Here is a 19,528-nt window from a genome sequence, read left to right as displayed (position 1 = left end):
GGTGTCCTTTGATGAAAATCGATGTAAATAACATAGCTAACAATTTGAATACACCCTTAACGGCTCCGGCTTATCCGATGCCACCGTACAAATTTAAGAATCGGGAATATCTAAATATTATATACCGAACGGATGAGCAAGCTTTGCGATCTGCAGTACCAGAGCCTTTGCAGATCACAGACCCTCTGGTCAAATTCGAGGTGATGTGGATGCCGGATGTATCTGGGCTCGGTGCTTATACGGAAGCAGGACAAGTCATTCCCGTTCAATTCAATGGTGAAAATGGCGATTATGTGCACTCGATGTATGTAGACAATTTTCCCGCAATTGCCAGTGGTCGAGAGCTTACGGCATATCCGAAAAAGTTGGGTGCACCCAAGCTCTACACGGATTCAGATACACTCGTTGGTACGCTTGATTATGGAACACTTCGTGTCGCAACGGCGACCATGGGTTACAAGCACGTGGAAATGGACAAAGAGGCTGCTAAAAGCGAAATATGTCGTCCGAATTTTATGATCAAGATTGCGACGGACTATAACGGTAATTTGAGAATCTGTGATCTGATCCGAACTCAAATTACGGATATTGAAGTGAAGGAAGCCTGGACAGGGCCTGCCCGGCTTCAACTCTTCGAACATGCATTAGCACCTCTTGCAGATCTGCCTGTATTGGAAGTGGTTTCTGCATCCCATATTCTTACCGACCTAACCTTAAATGCTGCACAGCCTGTATATAACTACCTAGAAGAGAAATAAGGAGGAAACATAATCATGAGAATTGCAATTGTAGGAGCAGGATCTTTGGGAACGATCGTCGGAGCTTATCTAGCGGACGGTGGAATGGATGTCGAGTTAATTGATGCGTATCAGGAGCATGTTGAAGCTTTAAATCAGACAGGTGCCAAAGTGACCGGTACGACAGAGTTTCAGGCTAAAGTAAAAGCGATAACCCCTGAGCAGAAGTCAGGAAAATACGATCTCATCCTACTTCTAACGAAACAGCTATATAACGATGCAATTCTACAGGAATTACTTCCTTTCTTGAAAGAAGACAGTATCGTATGCTCTCTACAGAACGGGATTCCTGAAGATAAAGTCGCTTCGATTGTGGGGGCACAGCGCGTTATAGCAGGCTCCGTAGAATTTGGAGCTACCTTCATTGAACCTGGCGTGTCGAGCCTGACGACAGAATACACACAGTTCAAGCAGTATGCTTTTCAGATTGGAGAGCTAAATGGTGAAGTTACCGAGAGAATTGAGCGAGTAAAATCCGTTCTAGACCTGGTCGGAGGGACACATATATCGGACAATCTGGTTGGAACAAAATGGTCGAAGTTGTTAATTAATAATGCATTTAGCGGATTATCAGCAGCATTAAACGGAGAATATGGAGATATTATCGACCACGAGGCTGGTATTGTGAGCGCAGTTCACATTGCGGATGAGACAATTAAGGTTGGACATGCAAGTGGAGTTCAATTTGTGAAAATGAATGGCTTCGATATTGCTTCGCTTGAACTGAACAGTGAGGCAGATATTGCTGCACGAGTTCAAACATTACGTACTGTGATGGAACCTTCAAGACTCCTTAAAGCAAGTATGCTACAGGATCTGGAGAAGAAACGTAAAACCGAGATTGATTATATTAATGGAGTCGTATCCAGTAGAGCGGCAGGCACCGGGGTGGCAACGCCATACAATGACCTAGTTGTTGAACTGGTCAAACAGGCTGAAGAGACCCAGACGGTTCCTCAGTTTGGTACGAATATCAAAGCTTTTGAAGCATTATTAAACGAGCAACAAGTCAACACGATATAACATAAATAGCTTGAACGAGCGCATCACCTTTATTGAAACTCTGAAAGACCTTACCAATCAACATTTGGTGAGGTCTTTTTTTACTCTAACGCAGCTTTTGGCTACAATTACATAATAAAAACCACATGTATCAAAACGAAGCTGAAATCTGTTGAACTATAAACTACCTAACATTTTACAAATAAAAGATTGTTAATTTGATATAATGGTTACTTGAATCAATTTCATAACTCATTAAAACGTGTTTTATGTAACTAGATATAGACGGATTAAACCGTTTTAGAACTATATCTAGCCTTGATTTAAGCAGCTAAAACAGCTAAAGGTATGCTGAAATCGATTCACTTGTTGTTACTTTTTTGTTATTTACATCATTCGGGGGAGATTGGTTATGCGGAAGCTACGTTGGGAAGTTGTTATGGGAATCATCGTTTTTTTCTTTGTCTTTTTCATGGCATGGAATGATTATTCCACAGTGTTAACGATAATTGTTGTCTTCACAGCCACACTTATTGCGTTTCTAAGTTTCACAATATATCCGTTAGTGTTCGATAAGAACATAGATCGGATTGAGTCTTGTTTACGTAAGCAGAAAAAGACACCTGGGCTGTACATCAATTATGTTCTAGCGAATAAGCTGGATGACGAAGCAGAGGTTGTTATGGAGCAAGTATTGCTCAAATACAAACAGAAAGCAGCACAGTCATCCTTCAAGGCAGCGTATGGAATCTATAACAAGGACATGAATGCTATTCGGGAAGCTATCCCACATATTCGTGAATCAGATTACCAGGCATATTATGAAACGTATCTTCTGATGGAGGAGGGCAATAGCGAGCAAGCACGAGAACGACTGAAGTCTATTAAGAAACATTGGATGAGATCCGCGCTGCTAGGAGGAATTGAGCTCAAAGCGGGTCGACGAGATCTTGCTATACAGCTTGCGAAGGAAGCCCTTGATGTCTCTAAGGGTGTTCATCATTATGTGCTCTATAAAGAATACGAAAGATTATATCCAGAAGTTGTTAAAATCGTATTCTAAACACGACATATTAAGCACTGAAAGTAGCGTGGTCACTTATGAACATAGAGCAAATTATGGAAGATTTAGTCCATCATAATGTGTTACACTCTGTCGCTATTCCAGCCAAGCGATTGAGTGGAGGCACAGTGAGTAAGCTATATTTTATAGAACGCACAGATGGTAATCCATATGTCATAAAAATAAATGAGCCTCAGGTGGTTAAGTCTGAATCGATCTACCTGAACTATTATCAATCGTCACATTTACTTCCGAAGCTTATATTTTTAGAACCCTCAAATACGTATCTCGTGTACTCTTTTATCACCGGTTCAACGGATTATCCGAATGAGAATAAAAGAGAAATACTGCAAACGCTCATTCATGGGCTTGTTAATGATTATAAGCAAGTAAGCACTCAACAAGGTTGGGGATGGGCGGATCAACCGAGTAAATCATGGCGTGATTTCCTGGAAGATGAACGCTCTGCGAAATCTATAATGATCGGTGTGCACTTAGCTGATGAAGATCATGAACTTGTATGTAATCTGGTACAAAACATGGAGGAAGAGCAGGAAGCATTTTTATTACATGGGGATTGTGGCGTACATAATTTTATATTTGAGGACGGACAATTAAAGGGTGTGATTGACCCTGCACCTGTCATTGGAGATCCCTTGTATGATGTAATTTATGCATTTTGTTCATCACCAGACGATCTAACGATAGAAACATTCCATTCAATCTTGGATCAGATTCGCTTCAAAGGTGAGGCATCCGTATCGACGATCTACGAGAAAGTCCTCATCGGCTTATACCTGAGAATTGGAACTGCCATCAAGCATCATCCGAGCGATCTGGATTCGTATCTGGTATCTTGGCAGTATTGGAGGAATATCGTACTTCAATGCAGGAATGAGGGAGGTTTAGACTTATGATCAAGTTGGCTAGAGATGGGAAATACGCCTTGACGATTGTCTTCGATCAACATGGCGTTAATGATCTTATTGAAGCGTTTAAGAATGCACTAAATGGTGCTCAGGGCAACATTGAACTAGACGAACCAGCGATGGTTGCAAATAAGAAAATAAATAAACTAACCTTCTCTTGTAACAATCAACTCGATCAACTCAGTTATGATGTATCTAGCCTAATTTTTGAATTGGAAGATGAAGTTTTGGAATATAATCTAGGTCGATTGAAAGAGTGTATCGTGAGTCTGAATTTTGCTCCTGCTGAACTCTGTGAAGTACGTTTTGGCAAAATCCATATGACGATTTACGGTATTTTGGAAAACTCTTATGAAGAGGGTTTATAGCCTAAAAGTAGTGATGAAAAATTAATAATTAATAATGAATGGATAATAATGACATTGACATCTTCGACGTTTTCCAAAATAATAGAGTTTAATTGAATACTGGTACCTTTAATTCAGTCCAGAGAGGCTGGCAAGGGCAGCGGATTTTATAATCACGCAGGAATCGGGGCATATCCATCAGGGATGCTCTGCGTCTTCGCGCGGATTGTAATGCAAGAAGAGGCTACTTGTCAGTGTATAACTTGACGAGTAGCCTCTTTTTTCTGCTTTTTTATGGTATCAGAACACTTTATTTGGAGGTATTCTGATGAGCAAACAAGATCAAGAATTTTCATGGCAAGAGGTACCAAAGGCACAACGAAACCATTTTTGGAAGACGTTATCCGTTATGCTTGGGTTCACATTTTTCTCAGCAAGTATGTTGGCAGGGGGAACACTGGGCGTCAGTCTGACATTCATGGAATTCATCGGCATTGTACTCGCAGGTAACCTAGTGCTCGGTATCTACACAGGAGCGTTGGCACATATTGCTGCCAAGACAGGACTATCTACGCACTTGCTTGCAAAATATGCGTTTGGTGCGAAAGGGTCGTATCTTCCATCATTTCTGCTTGGATTTACACAGGTTGGATGGTTCGGTGTCGGCGTAGCGATGTTTGCCATCCCGGTCGCTAAAGCGATGGACTGGAACGTATATCTGTTGATCATTGTGTTTGGTCTTGCGATGACCGCATCCGCTATTTACGGTATGAAGTCACTTATCATTCTTGGTTATATTGCAGTTCCCGCAATTGCTATTCTGGGTAGCTACTCCATGTTTGAAGGAGCTAACACGCTAGGCGGTTTGCAGGGATTACTTGACTACACACCAACACAGACGCTTACTGCGGCGGCAGCATTGACGATCTGCATTGGCTCATTTATTAGCGGTGGAACACTAACGCCCGATTTTGCTCGATTCTCCCGTACTTCCAAACAAGCGGTTACGGCGACAGTTATTGCATTCTTCTTGGGGAATTCACTCATGTTTCTATTTGGTGCTGTAGGAGCGATGGCTTATAATCTAGCAGATATCTCAGAAGTTATGTTCCTGCAAGGACTGATCATCCCAGCCATTATCGTTCTGGGGCTGAATATCTGGACGACTAATGATAATGCGCTATATGCTTCTGGGCTCGGGTTTGCCAACATCACCAAAATATCGAAGAAATTCTTCGTGATCGTAAATGGTATCGTAGGTACAGTGTTTGCCATGTGGATGTATAACAACTTCGTTGGTTTCCTGAATGTGCTGGGTGCAGCTGTTCCATCGATTGGAGCCATTATTATTGCAGATTACTTTATTGTGAAACGCAGATCGTATAAGCCTTTTGCTGAAATGAACTTCAAAAATGTAAACTGGATAGCGATGATTGCTTGGGCCATCGGCGTTGCATTTGCACAGCTTGCACCAGGGGTAACACCACTGAACGCATTACTCGGAACAGCGGTAGCCTATGTCTTGCTCATGATGATTGTTCCAGCGAAAGAAAACAAAGAAAAGGGGAATTTGAATGATTATACAGAACGCAAAATTGCGGGGTAAAGAAGGCCTTTGGAATATTGTGGTAAAAGACGGAAAGTTTGTGCAGATCACAGAAACGCTGGAGACGACAGCTAATGACGAAGTCATTAATGTCAACGGCTCACTTGTACTGCCACCATTTATTGAACCACATATCCATCTGGATACAACACTTACGGCAGGGGAGCCAGAGTGGAATCTAAGCGGTACACTGTTCGAAGGGATTCAACGTTGGTCTGAGCGCAAGGCCTTCTTAACTCATGAGGATGTCAAAACCCGTTCCAAAACAGCATTAAAATGGCAACTGGCTCAAGGCATCCAGCATGTGCGGACACATGTCGATGTGACTGATCCAAGCTTAATTGCAGTAAAAGCGATGCTCGAAGTAAAAGAAGAAATGGCTCCATATATGGACATCCAGCTTGTTGCTTTCCCGCAGGAAGGTATTCACTCGTATCCAAACGGCGCGGAATTGCTGGAAGAGTCACTCAAAATGGGCGTTGATGTGGTTGGCGGCATTCCGCACTTTGAATTCACACGTGAATATGGCGTTGAGTCCATGAAAGTTGCGTTTGATCTTGCTGAGAAATATGACCGACTGATCGATATTCACTGTGATGAGATCGATGATGAGCAATCTCGATTCATAGAGGTTGTGGCGAAGGAAGCTTACGAACGAGGACTAGGCTCCCGAACTACGGCTAGCCACACAACCGCGATGGGGTCATATAATGATGCTTATACGTATAAATTGTTCCGCCTATTGAAGATGGCTGATCTGAACTTTGTGTCCAACCCACTCGTTAACATTCACTTGCAAGGGCGCTTTGACACGTATCCGAAGAGAAGAGGACTGACACGGGTGAAGGAGCTTCAGGAAGCGGGCTTGAATGTATGTTTCGGTCATGATGATATCTTCGACCCGTGGTACCCACTTGGTACAGGCAACATGCTTCAGGTGCTGCATATGGGCATCCATGCTTCACAATTGCTCGGTTATGACCAGATCGTGAATTCAATCGATCTTATTACTAGCAATAGTGCAAGAACGCTGCACATTGAGGATGTATACGGTATTGAGGAAGGTAAACCTGCCAACTTCATCGTGCTTGAAGCAGAGAATGAATATGAAGCCATTCGCAAACAAGCTGGTGTGCTGTATTCCTTCAGAAATGGTCGTAAAATCGCAGAGACGAAGCCGCGGGAAACGTCCATTCTATTGGATGGTGGTTCGGAAAAGGTTACGTTCAACAAATAATAAACATGGCATGATTATGGTTGAAATAGAGTCAGCACTATTTTAAATAATCAATTTTTAATTATTTTCCCCTTTAGTAGACAAGAGAAAAGTCAATGTTAAGACGGACTTAATCTTGCTACGATAAGGGGATTTTTTTATGAAGCGAACCATGGATTGAGCCTAAAACCGATCTGCTATACTTAGGAATTAGAATGGGTTATATTGGAACAATAGTCGAATGAGGTGATTAAATGACAAACAAGAACCTTATATTGCTGGTGACAATCTGCATTATTATGGTTGTTGGAATTACTATTGTAGTTTTAAGTTTAGTAAAAAGTAATGCTTCTTCATTCTTAAATCAGTTCCGTAGCTTTACGGTGACTATTGATAACCAATCTGATTTTAATCTATCATCTGTAGAGACGGGTGTATTAGTAACTGGAGCTCAAGGAGTGATAGTTGAAAGTGGATCCAAAGATGTGTATGGTGCAGAAATAAAAAGTGGTGAAGTAATCAAAATTCGTCCTAACCTAAGTTTGTCTGGAGAAGGTGGGATTTATCTAAAGATCACTGATTCAAATGGTGAGACTACCAATAAAATGATATGTTCTTACACCGAATCATTGTCAGGTTACTCCAATGTCATTGTTACGAATAACAATGTTAGTGTCAAAGAGCAATGTAACTAAATGAATCAAAGTATGTTTCTTACATGGTTAATGGGGGAAGAACAGTGAACAAAACGGAACGGCAGCTCGCAATAACGCTCGAACTTCAGCGCAATAATAAGATGTTGAGGGCGGAGGATTTGGCTGCTCAATTCGAGACTAGTATAAGAACGATATATCGAGATATGCAGGCTTTAAGTGAAGTGGGAGTGCCTATTTTTGGAGCCCCCGGACAAGGTTATGCCTTGATGGATGGGTATTTTCTCCCGCCAGTTACTTTCACTGCAGAAGAGGCTGTAACGCTATTGTTGGGTACGGATTTTATCTCACAGAGGCTTGATAACAAATACAGTGATGTAGTTGAACAAGTACAGCGAAAGATTGAAGCCGTTTTGCCAGAAGGGGTACGTGATGAGTCGACTCGTATTCGTGAAACGATGAGAGTGATTCATGCGGGTGAACCGCAGATTGATGATAAGGTGAAGAGTTATTTAAGTCAGGTGCGTCAAGCTATTTTGGAAAGACGAAAAATACGTATGACCTATCTGAAAAAAATTGCTGATTCTGATGGAACTCGTAAGAGCATACGAGAGGTTGATCCTTACGGTTTGACACTCGTTCAAGGAAATTGGACGTTGATCGGACATTGTGAGACCCGTAAGGATATTCGACACTTTCGTTTGTCACGAATGACAGAACTGGTTGTGTTGGAATCACATTATGTTATGCCGCCGGAATTTCATCTTAGTAACTATCGTCCGCACAATAAGAGAAATCAACGAATAACGGTTAGAGCGAATGTTGAAATAGCTGACAAAATCGCGGAGACGGGTCACTTTTATATCGAGGCTATTGAGAAAAAGGACGATAGTCTTCTGGTAACTTATCTTGTCCACGATCCAGAAGAGTTGGTACCCTATATCTTAGGCTGGGGGGGCGACGTTGAGGTGATTGAACCTCAGTCTTTGTGTGAACGAATACAAGAAGAGGCCAACCGAATTCTAAATCGCTATCGAACCATTTGATCGAAGCTAGTTGTTCCAGTAAAATGTAAATGAAGGATGAGTGATGACAGAAAGGGGAATAATTCAATGCAAGCATCGGAGAGAACATGTAAAGATTGTGGAGGAACTTCGTTCGTTGAAGCGATGGATTTCATTAATCTGCGCCCAGTGAATCAAAAGATGTCGCTTGGTTCGGAGCGAGTGTACACCATCTGTCTTGATTGCGGTGAGGTTGTATCCATTAAAGTGAAGAACCCGGAAAAGTTGAAAAAATAAAATTATACACTCGCTTAACCACTGGTAGCCATATTCAGATTGAAATCATAGATTCATTCGAAGTCGCTCACGGAGCGGCTTTTTTGCTGTACATTTAGAATTTACATAAGAACCACACACTACAGCTTTTATGAAAAGCGGAACAACGAGAAACTCCGTTCCAAGAACGAAAGCTCCCGTTGATGAACAAGCTAGCTATTGCGCTTAAGACCCTGCTTGAGTTAAATCCTATCCTATTGAGCTGCTAATTGCACGACATCGCATAACATTGATTTATTAATTTATTTCTTCAAGTTGCCTTTGCGCCCTGCAGGAAGAGGGATACCACCTTTTGGGCGAGAGCAAGGTGTGATTCATACTTTTGTGGATTATTCTCACGATTTCCCATTAACATTAGCGTCGAGAAGGTCTCCGCCAAGAACATGGGATCTTCTTCACGAAGAATCTGCTGATCCATAGCGAGCCTGAAATGTTCAGCTAGCAATTCATGGATCTTCTGCTCAGCTTCACGGATTTCACGAACTTGCTTTTCATCAAGAAAAGACTCAGCTTCTCTCATCATTGTTTCGATCTCTGCATGAGGATTCGCTAATCTGGCCTCAGCCAATCGTACTAAACCGTGCTCCAGATGGTCAACTTCGTTCAACAAATGTGAAGTGACCTTCCGAACGTTGTTAAGCATCGTTGTCATTGCCACCTTGAATAGTTCGGGTTTACTCGCGAAATGATAATATATAGTTGGTTTGGATACCCCGCATTGTTTCCCGATCTGTTGGAGCGAGACCGCTTCGTAGCCGTATTCTTCAAACAGTGTGGACGCTGTATAAATAATGGTCTGCTGTATGGATATATCATTGTCAGCCTGTCTGGGTCTTCCCCGTAGCCGTTTTGCTGGTTTCTCTGGCATTGCATTCGCTCCTTCACATGAATATTTTATGACAAATTTCGATCATTAGCAAAATCCTCTTGTAATTTTACTTACCGGTAAATATAATTTAAATGTAATTCAATTCGTAACAAGTAAAGGTGGTATTATATTGAAAACGGCGCAACGCATGAGCAGATGGAAAAAAATACTGATATGGATAAGCGTGGTCGTTGTTGCCCTTGTGGTTGGATTGTTTGTATACCTATCATCGGTTACATACAGCCCATCCGAACAAGCTGAAGCAGCTATGCAAAGTGACGGACAGGTATTGGTTACCGAGGTGAAGCAAGGATACCGCTTCGAACCCCAGGGAACCGAGGCCGTGGAGCCCAATATCGTTTTTTATCCCGGAGGTCTGGTGGAGCCATCCAGTTACTCCCCATTAGCCAGAACAATGGCTGAACATGGCCACAGGGTATACATTGCCAAGATGCCTTTGAATCTAGCCATTTTTGGACTGAACAAAGCAGATTCATTTATCGCTGAACATCCTGATGAAGCTTATGTCATCGGTGGTCATTCGCTTGGCGGCGCATTTGCTTCACGGTATGCTGCGGAGCATGCTGATCAACTTGAGGGAATTTTCTACTTGGCATCTTACGCTGATGACGGTGGGAGCTTGAAGGATACCAACTTATCTGCACTACAAATTACAGGATCCAATGATGGCGTATTGAACTGGGAAGAATGGGAGAAAACCAAAACTAATCTTCCGAAGGATACGACATTTGTCAGTATAGACGGAGGCAACCACGGACAGTTTGGATCGTACGGCATGCAAAAGGGAGACCGTACACCTGAAATTACCGAGGATGAGCAGCTCAAGCAAGTCGTTCAAGCACTGGATAACTGGTTTAACTCGTTGAACAAGTAAAGCAAAGAGGCTCGAATCATTAACCATTACGGTTACTCGATCGAGCCTTTTGTATGATTAAATCTGGTCTAGTGATTGATAAGTGGTCTGGTTTGCAGATACAGATCCCAATCAGGGCTTGACCCTGTAACGATTTTATCCGCAACTATTTTAGCTAATACACCATTATACACCGTCCCATTGTCTCCGTAAGCCATGATGACATAACAATGAGGATAGGTATCATATTGGCCGATTACAGGTAACCCGTCATGCGTTCCCCCGTAGAAAGCTCCCAAATAAAACTCGGGTTCTACCGGGATGTCAGGGAACAATTTGTTAAACTCCTGAATGAGTTTGTCTTTGCTCGCTAAGAGCTTAGAATCTCGTGTAGTTGCGTACTCCGTATCCTTGTCCATACCTCCTATAATGATTCGATTGTCTGGAGTGGTACGCATGTAGACATAGGGACGGGCGGTTTCCCATATTAATGTTCGTTTGTACCAGCTCGACCAGTCGTCAATAGGTTTCGTTATTACAGCGTATGAGCTCGCGAGCGTCGCATTTTTCTCGACTTTAAACTCACGATCTTCATAACCAGCGGCGATGATGACATGTTTGGCCTGAATTTCATGCCGTTCCTTGGTGTAGAAAACAGCGTAGTCCTGTTCGAATCGTTTTCCCGTGATTTCGGTGTTCTCATACATGAAGCCACCATGAGATCTTACTTTCTCAAGAAGTCCATATACGAATTTTAGCGGATTCATCTCAGCATCATCATAATAGTACAGAGCGCCTGCTTTTTGAAAAGGATACGACTGCTTGATATGTTGTTCATCCCACAGATCTACCTTGAATCCGTATTTTTGAAGTAGGGCATACTCATCGGTTAGAACAGAGACATCTTCCTTGTAACTTGCATAATACAAGCTGTCACGTCTTATAAAATCCGGATGAATAGGTAGCTCGCTACTGACTCGCTCAATGTCATTGATCGCTTGTTCACATAGCTTAAGGTGACGAGCAGCCACTTCTTCGCCAAAGGAATTGCTGAGCGATACAAAGCTCTTCTCACCGGCATATTGAATCAGAGCTGTATTGGTGCTGGTGCTACCTTCTCCGGCTTTTCTTTTGTCTACAATGACTACTTTCAAGCCTTGCTCACTAAGGATGTTGGCACACTGAGCACCTGAACTGCCGGCGCCAATAATGAGTACATCACAGGATATATCTTCTTGCAGTTTAGGATAAGAGGGTGGGTTAACAACCGTTGTCGGCCAGTACAATTTTCCGCTTTGCAGATCCATACCAAGTCTCCCTTATATATATTCCGTGTGTAGTATGAGCATAATGATCTAACTCGATTCAATGATGCAAAGACCATGAAGGTTAGGTGTTTATTGACTCTGAACGGATTGTAATTCTGAGCCTTCGTTAGAAGCGTGCTTACCGCCCTTTTTACGGATCATGCTGATAATCAGCAACAGGAGTGGCAATAAACCGAATAGAAAGACAGATATATTTCCTAGAAAATCCCCCAAGGCTAACGTTTCTTCCAGATTTTTTGGCAAATAAGCAATGAGATAGAGTACAGGCAGCAATGCATATTCTATACCTGTGATTTTTCGGAGACTAAACAAATCTCGGATACCCACGGCGGCAAAATAGTGCTTAAACGCATAGGTCGCAAAAATTTGCATGAGCCAAAAAACGATAAAGAGTGATTCGTAGCGTTCAAAGAATACTCCTTCAATTTCGAAGCTTCGTACCATATCTAATGTAGGCCAGGTTCGCGTTTCAATGCCGGGTAATGATAAATTCCCAACAACCATGACGATGGTAACCAGGTATATGATCGTGCAGGTGAGGATGCTATAGATCACAGCTTTATTACTTGATTTGACATCCGTCATCATGGCTGTAATGATTAATAACACTTCATATCCGGAGTAGGAGAGAAATGAAGGTTTAATGCCTTTTAATACAGGGAGAAGACCTTCACCCAATAGAGGTCTAAGATTACTTAATTCAAACATTCTGCTACTTAAAAGGAACACCACGGCTAACAATAAGAGAGTGACAGGTAATACGATTTCAAAAACGCGAATGATTACTTTAAGACCACCACTAATCATATAAATGCCAACCCATAAGCTGACCATGATGGTAACCCAACTCGGTGTACGCTCAAGTATGTACATGCTTGTAATCTCAGCCATGACTCTGACCTCGAATGAACACAGAATGACAAAATAGATAATGATCAAAAGTCCCACAAAATATGAAATCCATTTGCCTGTAATTTCAGGAACAAATTCAAATACCGTTTTGCCAGGGAATCTGCGACACAAGGTAACGAGTAGGATACTAATCAGCGCGACCAATACACCTGACACGATGACGGAGATCCACACATCTGGTGTTTCCACTGCTTTACTAATCGTTCGAGGTAGTGTCAATATCCCGGCTCCAAGGATCGAATTAATAACGACAATGACTACTTCGGATGTGCTGATCTTCGATCCGGATTGTTTCATCAATTTCACTCCAAACTGGAGAATTTTTTTGTAGCATTCCCCAGTCGAGTTGTTTTATGTAAATGCAGGCGTTGACGGTATCCCTCCATGATCTATGGGCTTCGTTACGTTTTAACGTTCGAGACGGATGATATTGTATTTAAATAACAGCGTTATACCTACATTCATAAGGAAATGGACAAGAACTGGAACGGCGAGATTGTTCGTTTCTGTATAAATCCATCCAAAAACTAAACTTGGAATGGTAATGTTGATAAGCATGATCGGTTTCTTGAAATATTGAATATGAAAGCCGATGAACAACAATGTGGTTGTCAGGATTGCAATCCAGTTACTTTCAATGAATAGGTATAGTACATTTTGCACAATTCCTCTAAATAACATTTCCTCAAATAATGCGCCTACAAACATAAATAGCAAGAGGGTAGGGATTGAGGAATCCGGATAGCTTTTATTCGTGTCATCGATATATTTTGCGGGGATATATAAACTCAAAATGACGCCGAACAACAGTAAACCAATCGTAGAAAAGACGATAATCCCAATCATTTCCAAGGGTGAATCCATGGATAAAAAATGTTGAAGTGTCAGTACATCATTAATGACAAGGGCAAAGTAATAGCTGCACAAATGAAAGAAAATGAAAGAAACACTAATCCAGCGTCTCTTGGACTGAAATCCTTTGTTGAGTTAGTTGGCTTTTCCTTATGCGGTTCCATAGTTCTCCCTCCTTAGATCACATATTACCCAATTTTCATGCACCAATATGGTGTTTCGCCTATATATTGTTGAAAAAGAGGAGTTGACGGATAGATGTACACGTATTATCCCGTTTATTATTATCCTGTATTTCGACAAGAGCACTCTGTGCATTGGACACCAACCAGTGTAGAGCTAAACAGAAAACTGCGGACACTTTGGGAACAACATGTTTTCTGGACAAGGTTAACTGTGAACAGTATCGTAGATGGGCTTGGAGATGTAGACCAGACAGCGGCAAGACTTCTTCGTAATCCACGAGACTTTGCAGAGGTGCTCGCACCGATCTATGGCTCAGGCATTGCTAATGAGTTTGAGAAGCTGCTCAGTGAACATCTAACCATTGCGGCAGAGCTTGTTACCGCACTAAAAGCAGGGAATACTTCAGCAGCGGAGGACGCCCAGAAGCGTTGGTATGCGAATGCAGATGACATTGCTCAGTTTTTTGCCAGAATCAATCCATATTGGTCCAAAGAGGAATGGCAACGGATGATGTACGAACATTTAAGATTGTTAAGTGAAGCAGTAGCTACTCGTATTGCGAAGGATTACACCATGAATGTAGCACTCAGTGATTCAATTGAACAACAAGCATTAGAGATGGCAGACATGATGACAACCGGAATCGTTCAGCAATTTCCGATGGTGTTTCAAGCTTAATATACTATACTGAGTTCTTTTAAGTAATGCGTTTTGAAAAGTTGGTGTCCATCTGGGCGTCAACTTTTTGTGATGTGATTTGATAGGCAGCAAAACTAAAGGCTATAATGGGTCTATATTATTTTGGTGAGATGGAGGGGGATATCGTGGATTTTAGAGAAGCTACATTGGGAGATTTGAGTAAAATTGTACAAATGCTCGCGGATGATGAGTTAGGTAAGATCAGGGAACGTTACGAAACACCGCTTCCTGATCGCTACGTGAAGGCGTTCGAAGCTATTGACTCCGACCCTAATAATGAACTGATTGTCGCATGTCTTGGTGAAGAGATTGTGGGTGTACTTCAAATAACATTTACTCCGTATATCACTCATCAAGGCGGTTGGAGAGCGACTGTCGAGGGGATTCGAACGGTCTCAACGGAAAGAGGAAAAGGTCTCGGAAGTAAGTTGATTCTATGGGCAGTAGAACGTGCCAAAGCACGGAATTGCCATCTGATTCAGTTAACGACAGATAAGAAACGGGAAGATGCATTGCGCTTTTACGAGCGATTAGGATTTGTAGCGACGCATGAAGGCATGAAAATGAAGCTTTAACATGCACTGTTCGCTAGAATTGACTTATGCTTGCATTCAATTACCTATTTATTATGAATATGAAGAGAAACACCTTTAAGCGAAAAATCTCTGTCTAACGACATTGGTGATCACCTTGAAGGTGTTTTTCGTCTTTTGCATATAGCAACCCTTGACCTTAGGTCAGACCTAAGGTATATGCTTAGTCTGTGTGAGAGACTGGAGGGACGACGATGAAGAAGGAAATTACGATAGGCGAGTTCGCCAAACTAATGAACGTATCCGTTCATCAGATTCGATATTTTGAAGAAAAAGGTGTATTGTTTCCAGCTTATATAGATGACAATCAATATCGTATGTATGGTATAGATGAGATTTACCGGCTAGCTCATATTTTGCTGTTGCGCAAGGCAGGGTTATCGGTACAAGCGATCCGGGACTGGAGTGATGAAGGCACGCCGGATGATATGAAGCGGATGTTAACACAGTCTATTTCTACGCTCGAAGCTGAGATAGAGCGCCTACGAGCGTTAAGTGGATTTATTGGGAAAATTTTAGATGAGAATGAACTCTTTACAGGGAATAATGCTTCCTTTCAGCTTATTAAACGTGATCGGCTTGTGTTGTCCTCTTGGTTCGAAACACACGTTGACACTGAACTTGACGCCCGGTTGTTGGCTCGACAAGGTTGTACGTTACCGGATTTATTTGAAGCAGATATTCATTACATATATGAAGGGGATCAACGACTATTGCTGTGCACGGAAGCGCATGATCGAGAAGGAGATGTAATATTGCCGGCTGGAGAGTACCTTACTTATCAATTCTCCATCGGTAGTGAAGAAGAATTGCAACAACACTTCAATACATTTCAGAGCTTCGCTGATGATAGACTTCTGCATTTAACTGGGACAAGAATTTTGGTGGAGAAATCTTATCTGTCTCTGTTTACCCAAGAGAGCTTACATTACGAATTACTTGCACATGTTGATCGTGAGGGTAGTGGTCATGGACGACGGAAGGAGATCCGATGAACATGTCCTCCAATATATACATTGAACGAATGAGCGAAGATCAGAACTTGTCCGTTAGTGAGCTATTGTTAGATGGATTTCGGGAGAAGTTCCAGCTTAAAGCAGGAGTTTATAACACACAGTATCCGTTTTTATTGAGTCAGATTATTGCACTTGATGAACAAAGTGGAACAAGCGAACGTATTGTTGCCCTCCAGGGAAATACCGTAATTGGCAGTTTGTCCTGGCTGCTTCCAAGCCATTCAGGAAATGGGCAACGAAATCACTCAGCGCGTGAGCTGCTACCTATTTGGAAAGGAATTCGTCAGATTGGTTGGTTTAAAGGCTTGCAGTTTGCTCTACGAATCGCTTGTCTGAGTCATCAACCGGCAAAAGGAGAAATGTATATTGCTGATGTAGCAGTGCACCAAAATTTACGGGGAGTAGGTGTGGGGAGAATGATGCTTGAATGGGTTATGCGCGAAGCCGCATCCAAGCCAGGAATCGAGTATACGAGCCTACACGTCTCTAGTCGTAATATTCGAGCTAAGCATTTGTATGAAAGGCTTGGCTACCGCACACTTGAGACTCAGCGCAGCACATTCATGGGTTGGTTGCTCGGTCAACAGGAATGGAATTATATGATACGCGAAGTTCGTGATAAGAAGAAAGGAATGTAAAGGGATGTGGAAAAGAAAATGGGGAATTGCGCTATTAATCTTCCTGCTTATTGTTGGAGGAATGACAGCTTATGTTATAGAGCAGAATAATTTTGCCATGGTCCAGCAGGAAGTCGAGATTAACACACCTCAAGGAAAATTAACCGGGGTTCTCACCTTACCCCAGCAATCCAATGACAAGGTAGGTTTAGTGTTATTCATTCATGGGGATGGACCAATTAATGCGACCCACGATGATGGGTACAAACCGCTCTGGGAACGCCTTGCTACATTAGGATATGCTTCACTTTCGTTGGACAAGAGAGGTATTGGTGGTTCGGAAGGTAATTGGTTAGATCAAAGTATAGATGACCGAGTGGAAGAAGCACAGCAAGCACTGGCCTGGGCTAGACAACAGCCGATGATTGATTCGAATCGAATGGGTGTATGGGGAGCAAGTCAGGCGGGTTGGGTTATTCCCAAATTGGCAGGTAAAGAGCCTCTCGCGTTCAGCATTCTTGTCTCTCCCGCGATCAACTGGCTGACACAGGGCGAATACAATACGCGAAGTCAATTGCAGCAAGAAGGCAAAAGTCCGAATGAAATTGAAGAACAGGTAAATGCTGATAACCGTGTCAAAGACTTGTTGAAGGCAGGTGGGTCTTACGAAGATTATGTGAATATGACTAATCCCAAAGAAGCGATGTCTAGAGATCGCTGGATATTTGTTAGTAAGAACTACACCGCAGATGCAACAGAAGATATCGCCCATTTTGACTCCCCGATTCTGCTTATGCTTGGTGACCATGACATTAATGTTGATGTGAACGAAACGGAGAAGGTGTACAGGGAGCAGGTTTCGCCACCGGAACTATTACATGTGAAGCTGTTGCCAGATACCGAGCACTCTATGCTGTCTACTGCAACGGCGGACTCGACGTTCCGGGCGCTATTGATCAGCTTGTTTGCACCAAGAAACATCACCGTTCAGGGCTATATGGATAGCATTACAGAATTTCTTGCAGATATAGATTAGTCTCCAAAAAGCGAATAATTTATTAAAAAATAGACTGAATAGTTCGTAAATACTGTGAACAAATCGAATAATTCATTGACAATGCCTGCTAAATTTATTAATATTCGAAATGGACATCAGGTTAACACAGAGATGAGTTTGATTATTTTGGTGAAAAGCTTAGCTGTTAAATCCTAATGACGAATATAGGAGCGAATAGTTAACAATCCTATACGAAGATTAGGATTTTTTGATGTGTGGCTTAGGTTAATACTATGAAGGTTGGAGGCTGGCTTTACCATGGACAACTGGTTCAAACTGAAAGAAAGAGGCACGACTGTTTCAACAGAAATTATTGCAGGGATTACCACATTCTTCACGATGGTATACATAGTGATTGTAAACCCAGGAATTCTCAGCAGTACAGGCATGGACTTTAACGGCGTATTCATTGCTACCGTGCTTGCGAGTATTGTTGCCACTCTAATTATGGGAATCTGGTCTAACTACCCGATTGTCTTGGCACCAGGAATGGGACTTAATGCATTCTTTGCCTACAGCGTCGTTTCTGGATATGGCGTTTCTTGGCAGGTTGCACTTGGAGCGGTATTCATTGCAGGGATTTTGTTCATTATTTTATCAATCACTTCGTTCCGTTACATGTTGCTGGATGCTATTCCAGCGAGCTTAAAACATGCGATTACAGCAGGGATTGGTTTGTTTATTACAACAGTCGGTTTGCAAAATTCGGGCATCATTACCGATTCAGAATCGAATCTGATTACGATCGGGAACTTAGCAGAGCCAATGACGTACCTGACAATCATCGGATTAATTATCACAGTTGTTCTGATGGCTTACAATGTAAAAGGCTATCTATTCATCGGAATGGTGGTTACCGCGATACTAGCCTGGATCTTAGGACTATTCCAAATGCCAGAATCGATCGTATCTATGCCGCAAGGGCTTGGAACGACAGCGTTCCAACTGGATCTGGCAGGGGTCTTCTCCAATGGTTTGTACACGATTATATTCACATTCCTATTGATCACGTTGTTTGATACAACGGGTACAATGCTTGGTGTGGCTGAACAAGCAGGGTTGCTCAAGGATGGCAAATTCCCACGTTCACGCGGAGCGTTACTGGCAGATGCGGTAGGTACGACAACGGGTTCATTACTCGGAACAAGTCCAACATCCGCATATATTGAGTCCAGCACAGGAGTAGCGGCAGGAGGAAGAACAGGACTGACTGCAATTACAGTGAGTGTGTTGCTTGCCGTGACGTTGTTCTTTGCACCAATCGTAAGTGTGATCTCCGGCATTCCAGCGATTACTTCGCCAGCACTCATTATTGTCGGGTACTTTATGATTAATGTAATCAGTAAAATTGATTGGAAGGATCTCGAAGAAGCATTCCCTGCCTTCCTGATTATCATTTTGACTCCGCTAACACATAGTATTGCGACAGGTATTGGTATCGGTTTTATCTTCTATCCAGTACTCAAGCTGCTTCGCGGTAAAGGCAAAGACGTACACCCGATATTCTACATTTTTGCAGTATTGTTCTTCATCCAGCTCGTGTTCCTCGATCACTAAGACTGACGAGCCTAGA

Annotated in this window: 21 protein-coding genes; 17 read left to right on the top strand and 4 right to left on the bottom strand. The window is 42.3% G+C overall.

Translation table 11 applies throughout. The annotated features are described in order from the left end of the window. The first annotated feature begins 11 nt into the window (after positions 1 to 11). The 10 genes from V6W81_RS16375 (at position 12) to V6W81_RS16330 (ending at position 8,914) form a co-directional block, all read left to right on the top strand. A complete protein-coding gene (locus V6W81_RS16375) occupies positions 12 to 758 on the top strand; it encodes an acetoacetate decarboxylase (protein WP_338539763.1) in 747 nt (248 codons plus the stop codon). A gap of 15 nt (positions 759 to 773) precedes the next feature. Beyond that, complete coding sequence (locus V6W81_RS16370) at positions 774 to 1,820, top strand: ketopantoate reductase family protein (protein ID WP_338539762.1); 1,047 nt, start codon at positions 774 to 776, stop codon at positions 1,818 to 1,820. Between the two features lie 391 nt (positions 1,821 to 2,211). Continuing rightward, positions 2,212 to 2,862, top strand: a complete 651-nt coding sequence (locus V6W81_RS16365; RefSeq protein ID WP_338539761.1) for a hypothetical protein — start codon at positions 2,212 to 2,214, stop codon at positions 2,860 to 2,862. A 38-nt stretch (positions 2,863 to 2,900) separates the two neighbouring features. Next, positions 2,901 to 3,779 carry an aminoglycoside phosphotransferase family protein gene (locus V6W81_RS16360; protein WP_338539760.1) on the top strand — a complete coding sequence of 293 codons (879 nt, stop codon included), beginning with the start codon at positions 2,901 to 2,903 and terminating at the stop codon, positions 3,777 to 3,779. Beyond that, positions 3,776 to 4,159 (top strand): hypothetical protein, encoded by a 384-nt coding sequence (locus tag V6W81_RS16355; protein WP_338539759.1) that lies wholly within the window; start codon positions 3,776 to 3,778, stop codon positions 4,157 to 4,159. Before V6W81_RS16360 ends, V6W81_RS16355 begins: the two co-directional genes overlap by 4 nt. Before the next feature lie 307 nt (positions 4,160 to 4,466). Beyond that, positions 4,467 to 5,744 carry a cytosine permease gene (codB, locus tag V6W81_RS16350; RefSeq protein WP_338539758.1) on the top strand — a complete coding sequence of 426 codons (1,278 nt, stop codon included), beginning with the start codon at positions 4,467 to 4,469 and terminating at the stop codon, positions 5,742 to 5,744. Then, entirely contained in the window at positions 5,713 to 6,981 is a 1,269-nt protein-coding gene (locus V6W81_RS16345; RefSeq protein ID WP_338539757.1) for a cytosine deaminase, read from the top strand. Before codB ends, V6W81_RS16345 begins: the two co-directional genes overlap by 32 nt. A gap of 233 nt (positions 6,982 to 7,214) precedes the next feature. Continuing rightward, positions 7,215 to 7,655: a hypothetical protein gene (locus V6W81_RS16340; protein ID WP_338539756.1), complete on the top strand. Its 441-nt coding sequence runs from the start codon at positions 7,215 to 7,217 to the stop codon at positions 7,653 to 7,655. A 44-nt stretch (positions 7,656 to 7,699) separates the two neighbouring features. Next, positions 7,700 to 8,659, top strand: a complete 960-nt coding sequence (locus V6W81_RS16335; protein WP_338539755.1) for a helix-turn-helix transcriptional regulator — start codon at positions 7,700 to 7,702, stop codon at positions 8,657 to 8,659. 66 nt (positions 8,660 to 8,725) lie between these two features. After that, a complete protein-coding gene (locus V6W81_RS16330) occupies positions 8,726 to 8,914 on the top strand; it encodes a hypothetical protein (protein ID WP_056690632.1) in 189 nt (62 codons plus the stop codon). Between the two features lie 289 nt (positions 8,915 to 9,203). On the opposite strand, the gene V6W81_RS16325 is transcribed toward V6W81_RS16330, so the two are convergent. Further along, positions 9,204 to 9,821, bottom strand: coding sequence for a TetR/AcrR family transcriptional regulator (locus V6W81_RS16325; RefSeq protein ID WP_338539754.1), 618 nt, complete (start codon positions 9,819 to 9,821; stop codon positions 9,204 to 9,206). Positions 9,822 to 9,951: 130 nt separating this feature from the next. On the opposite strand from V6W81_RS16325, the gene V6W81_RS16320 reads away from it, so the two are divergent. After that, entirely contained in the window at positions 9,952 to 10,716 is a 765-nt protein-coding gene (locus tag V6W81_RS16320) for an alpha/beta hydrolase (protein WP_338539753.1), read from the top strand. Positions 10,717 to 10,784: 68 nt separating this feature from the next. On the opposite strand, the gene V6W81_RS16315 is transcribed toward V6W81_RS16320, so the two are convergent. The 3 genes from V6W81_RS16315 to V6W81_RS16305 form a co-directional block, all read right to left on the bottom strand. Then, positions 10,785 to 12,002 (bottom strand): NAD(P)/FAD-dependent oxidoreductase, encoded by a 1,218-nt coding sequence (locus V6W81_RS16315; RefSeq protein ID WP_338539752.1) that lies wholly within the window; start codon positions 12,000 to 12,002, stop codon positions 10,785 to 10,787. Between the two features lie 90 nt (positions 12,003 to 12,092). Next, positions 12,093 to 13,232, bottom strand: coding sequence for a GerAB/ArcD/ProY family transporter (locus V6W81_RS16310; RefSeq protein WP_338539751.1), 1,140 nt, complete (start codon positions 13,230 to 13,232; stop codon positions 12,093 to 12,095). A gap of 111 nt (positions 13,233 to 13,343) precedes the next feature. After that, positions 13,344 to 13,781, bottom strand: coding sequence for a CPBP family intramembrane glutamic endopeptidase (locus V6W81_RS16305; RefSeq protein WP_338539750.1), 438 nt, complete (start codon positions 13,779 to 13,781; stop codon positions 13,344 to 13,346). A gap of 264 nt (positions 13,782 to 14,045) precedes the next feature. Here V6W81_RS16305 and V6W81_RS16300 point away from each other — a divergent pair, with 264 nt between their 5' ends. The 6 genes from V6W81_RS16300 to V6W81_RS16275 all read left to right on the top strand — a co-directional run bounded on the left by V6W81_RS16300 (position 14,046) and on the right by V6W81_RS16275 (position 19,512). Continuing rightward, a complete protein-coding gene (locus V6W81_RS16300; RefSeq protein ID WP_338539749.1) occupies positions 14,046 to 14,651 on the top strand; it encodes an acetylglutamate kinase in 606 nt (201 codons plus the stop codon). 131 nt (positions 14,652 to 14,782) lie between these two features. Beyond that, positions 14,783 to 15,247 (top strand): GNAT family N-acetyltransferase, encoded by a 465-nt coding sequence (locus V6W81_RS16295; protein ID WP_338544012.1) that lies wholly within the window; start codon positions 14,783 to 14,785, stop codon positions 15,245 to 15,247. Positions 15,248 to 15,459: 212 nt separating this feature from the next. Next, positions 15,460 to 16,260 (top strand): MerR family transcriptional regulator, encoded by an 801-nt coding sequence (locus tag V6W81_RS16290; RefSeq protein ID WP_338539748.1) that lies wholly within the window; start codon positions 15,460 to 15,462, stop codon positions 16,258 to 16,260. Between the two features lie 2 nt (positions 16,261 to 16,262). Then, a complete protein-coding gene (locus V6W81_RS16285) occupies positions 16,263 to 16,919 on the top strand; it encodes a GNAT family N-acetyltransferase (RefSeq protein ID WP_338539747.1) in 657 nt (218 codons plus the stop codon). A gap of 4 nt (positions 16,920 to 16,923) precedes the next feature. Then, positions 16,924 to 17,934, top strand: a complete 1,011-nt coding sequence (locus V6W81_RS16280; protein ID WP_338539746.1) for an alpha/beta hydrolase family protein — start codon at positions 16,924 to 16,926, stop codon at positions 17,932 to 17,934. Positions 17,935 to 18,213: 279 nt separating this feature from the next. Continuing rightward, positions 18,214 to 19,512 carry an NCS2 family permease gene (locus V6W81_RS16275; protein ID WP_145048902.1) on the top strand — a complete coding sequence of 433 codons (1,299 nt, stop codon included), beginning with the start codon at positions 18,214 to 18,216 and terminating at the stop codon, positions 19,510 to 19,512. Positions 19,513 to 19,528 lie beyond the last annotated feature (16 nt).

Origin of the sequence: Paenibacillus tundrae (genome assembly GCF_036884255.1) — a bacterium.
GTDB lineage: Bacteria > Bacillota > Bacilli > Paenibacillales > Paenibacillaceae > Paenibacillus.
Note: the sequence above shows the minus strand (reverse complement) of the source record. Positions and strands in the feature narration are given on the sequence as shown.

Coding starts and splice junctions, on each gene's coding strand:
- V6W81_RS16375 (WP_338539763.1), top strand. CDS start 12: ATGAAAATCGATGTAAATAACATAGCTAACAATTTGAATACACCCTTA.
- V6W81_RS16370 (WP_338539762.1), top strand. CDS start 774: ATGAGAATTGCAATTGTAGGAGCAGGATCTTTGGGAACGATCGTCGGA.
- V6W81_RS16365 (WP_338539761.1), top strand. CDS start 2,212: ATGCGGAAGCTACGTTGGGAAGTTGTTATGGGAATCATCGTTTTTTTC.
- V6W81_RS16360 (WP_338539760.1), top strand. CDS start 2,901: ATGAACATAGAGCAAATTATGGAAGATTTAGTCCATCATAATGTGTTA.
- V6W81_RS16355 (WP_338539759.1), top strand. CDS start 3,776: ATGATCAAGTTGGCTAGAGATGGGAAATACGCCTTGACGATTGTCTTC.
- codB (WP_338539758.1), top strand. CDS start 4,467: ATGAGCAAACAAGATCAAGAATTTTCATGGCAAGAGGTACCAAAGGCA.
- V6W81_RS16345 (WP_338539757.1), top strand. CDS start 5,713: ATGATTATACAGAACGCAAAATTGCGGGGTAAAGAAGGCCTTTGGAAT.
- V6W81_RS16340 (WP_338539756.1), top strand. CDS start 7,215: ATGACAAACAAGAACCTTATATTGCTGGTGACAATCTGCATTATTATG.
- V6W81_RS16330 (WP_056690632.1), top strand. CDS start 8,726: ATGCAAGCATCGGAGAGAACATGTAAAGATTGTGGAGGAACTTCGTTC.
- V6W81_RS16325 (WP_338539754.1), bottom strand. CDS start 9,821: ATGCCAGAGAAACCAGCAAAACGGCTACGGGGAAGACCCAGACAGGCT.
- V6W81_RS16315 (WP_338539752.1), bottom strand. CDS start 12,002: ATGGATCTGCAAAGCGGAAAATTGTACTGGCCGACAACGGTTGTTAAC.
- V6W81_RS16310 (WP_338539751.1), bottom strand. CDS start 13,232: ATGAAACAATCCGGATCGAAGATCAGCACATCCGAAGTAGTCATTGTC.
- V6W81_RS16305 (WP_338539750.1), bottom strand. CDS start 13,781: ATGATTGGGATTATCGTCTTTTCTACGATTGGTTTACTGTTGTTCGGC.
- V6W81_RS16300 (WP_338539749.1), top strand. CDS start 14,046: ATGTACACGTATTATCCCGTTTATTATTATCCTGTATTTCGACAAGAG.
- V6W81_RS16295 (WP_338544012.1), top strand. CDS start 14,783: ATGGAGGGGGATATCGTGGATTTTAGAGAAGCTACATTGGGAGATTTG.
- V6W81_RS16290 (WP_338539748.1), top strand. CDS start 15,460: ATGAAGAAGGAAATTACGATAGGCGAGTTCGCCAAACTAATGAACGTA.
- V6W81_RS16285 (WP_338539747.1), top strand. CDS start 16,263: ATGTCCTCCAATATATACATTGAACGAATGAGCGAAGATCAGAACTTG.
- V6W81_RS16280 (WP_338539746.1), top strand. CDS start 16,924: ATGTGGAAAAGAAAATGGGGAATTGCGCTATTAATCTTCCTGCTTATT.
- V6W81_RS16275 (WP_145048902.1), top strand. CDS start 18,214: ATGGACAACTGGTTCAAACTGAAAGAAAGAGGCACGACTGTTTCAACA.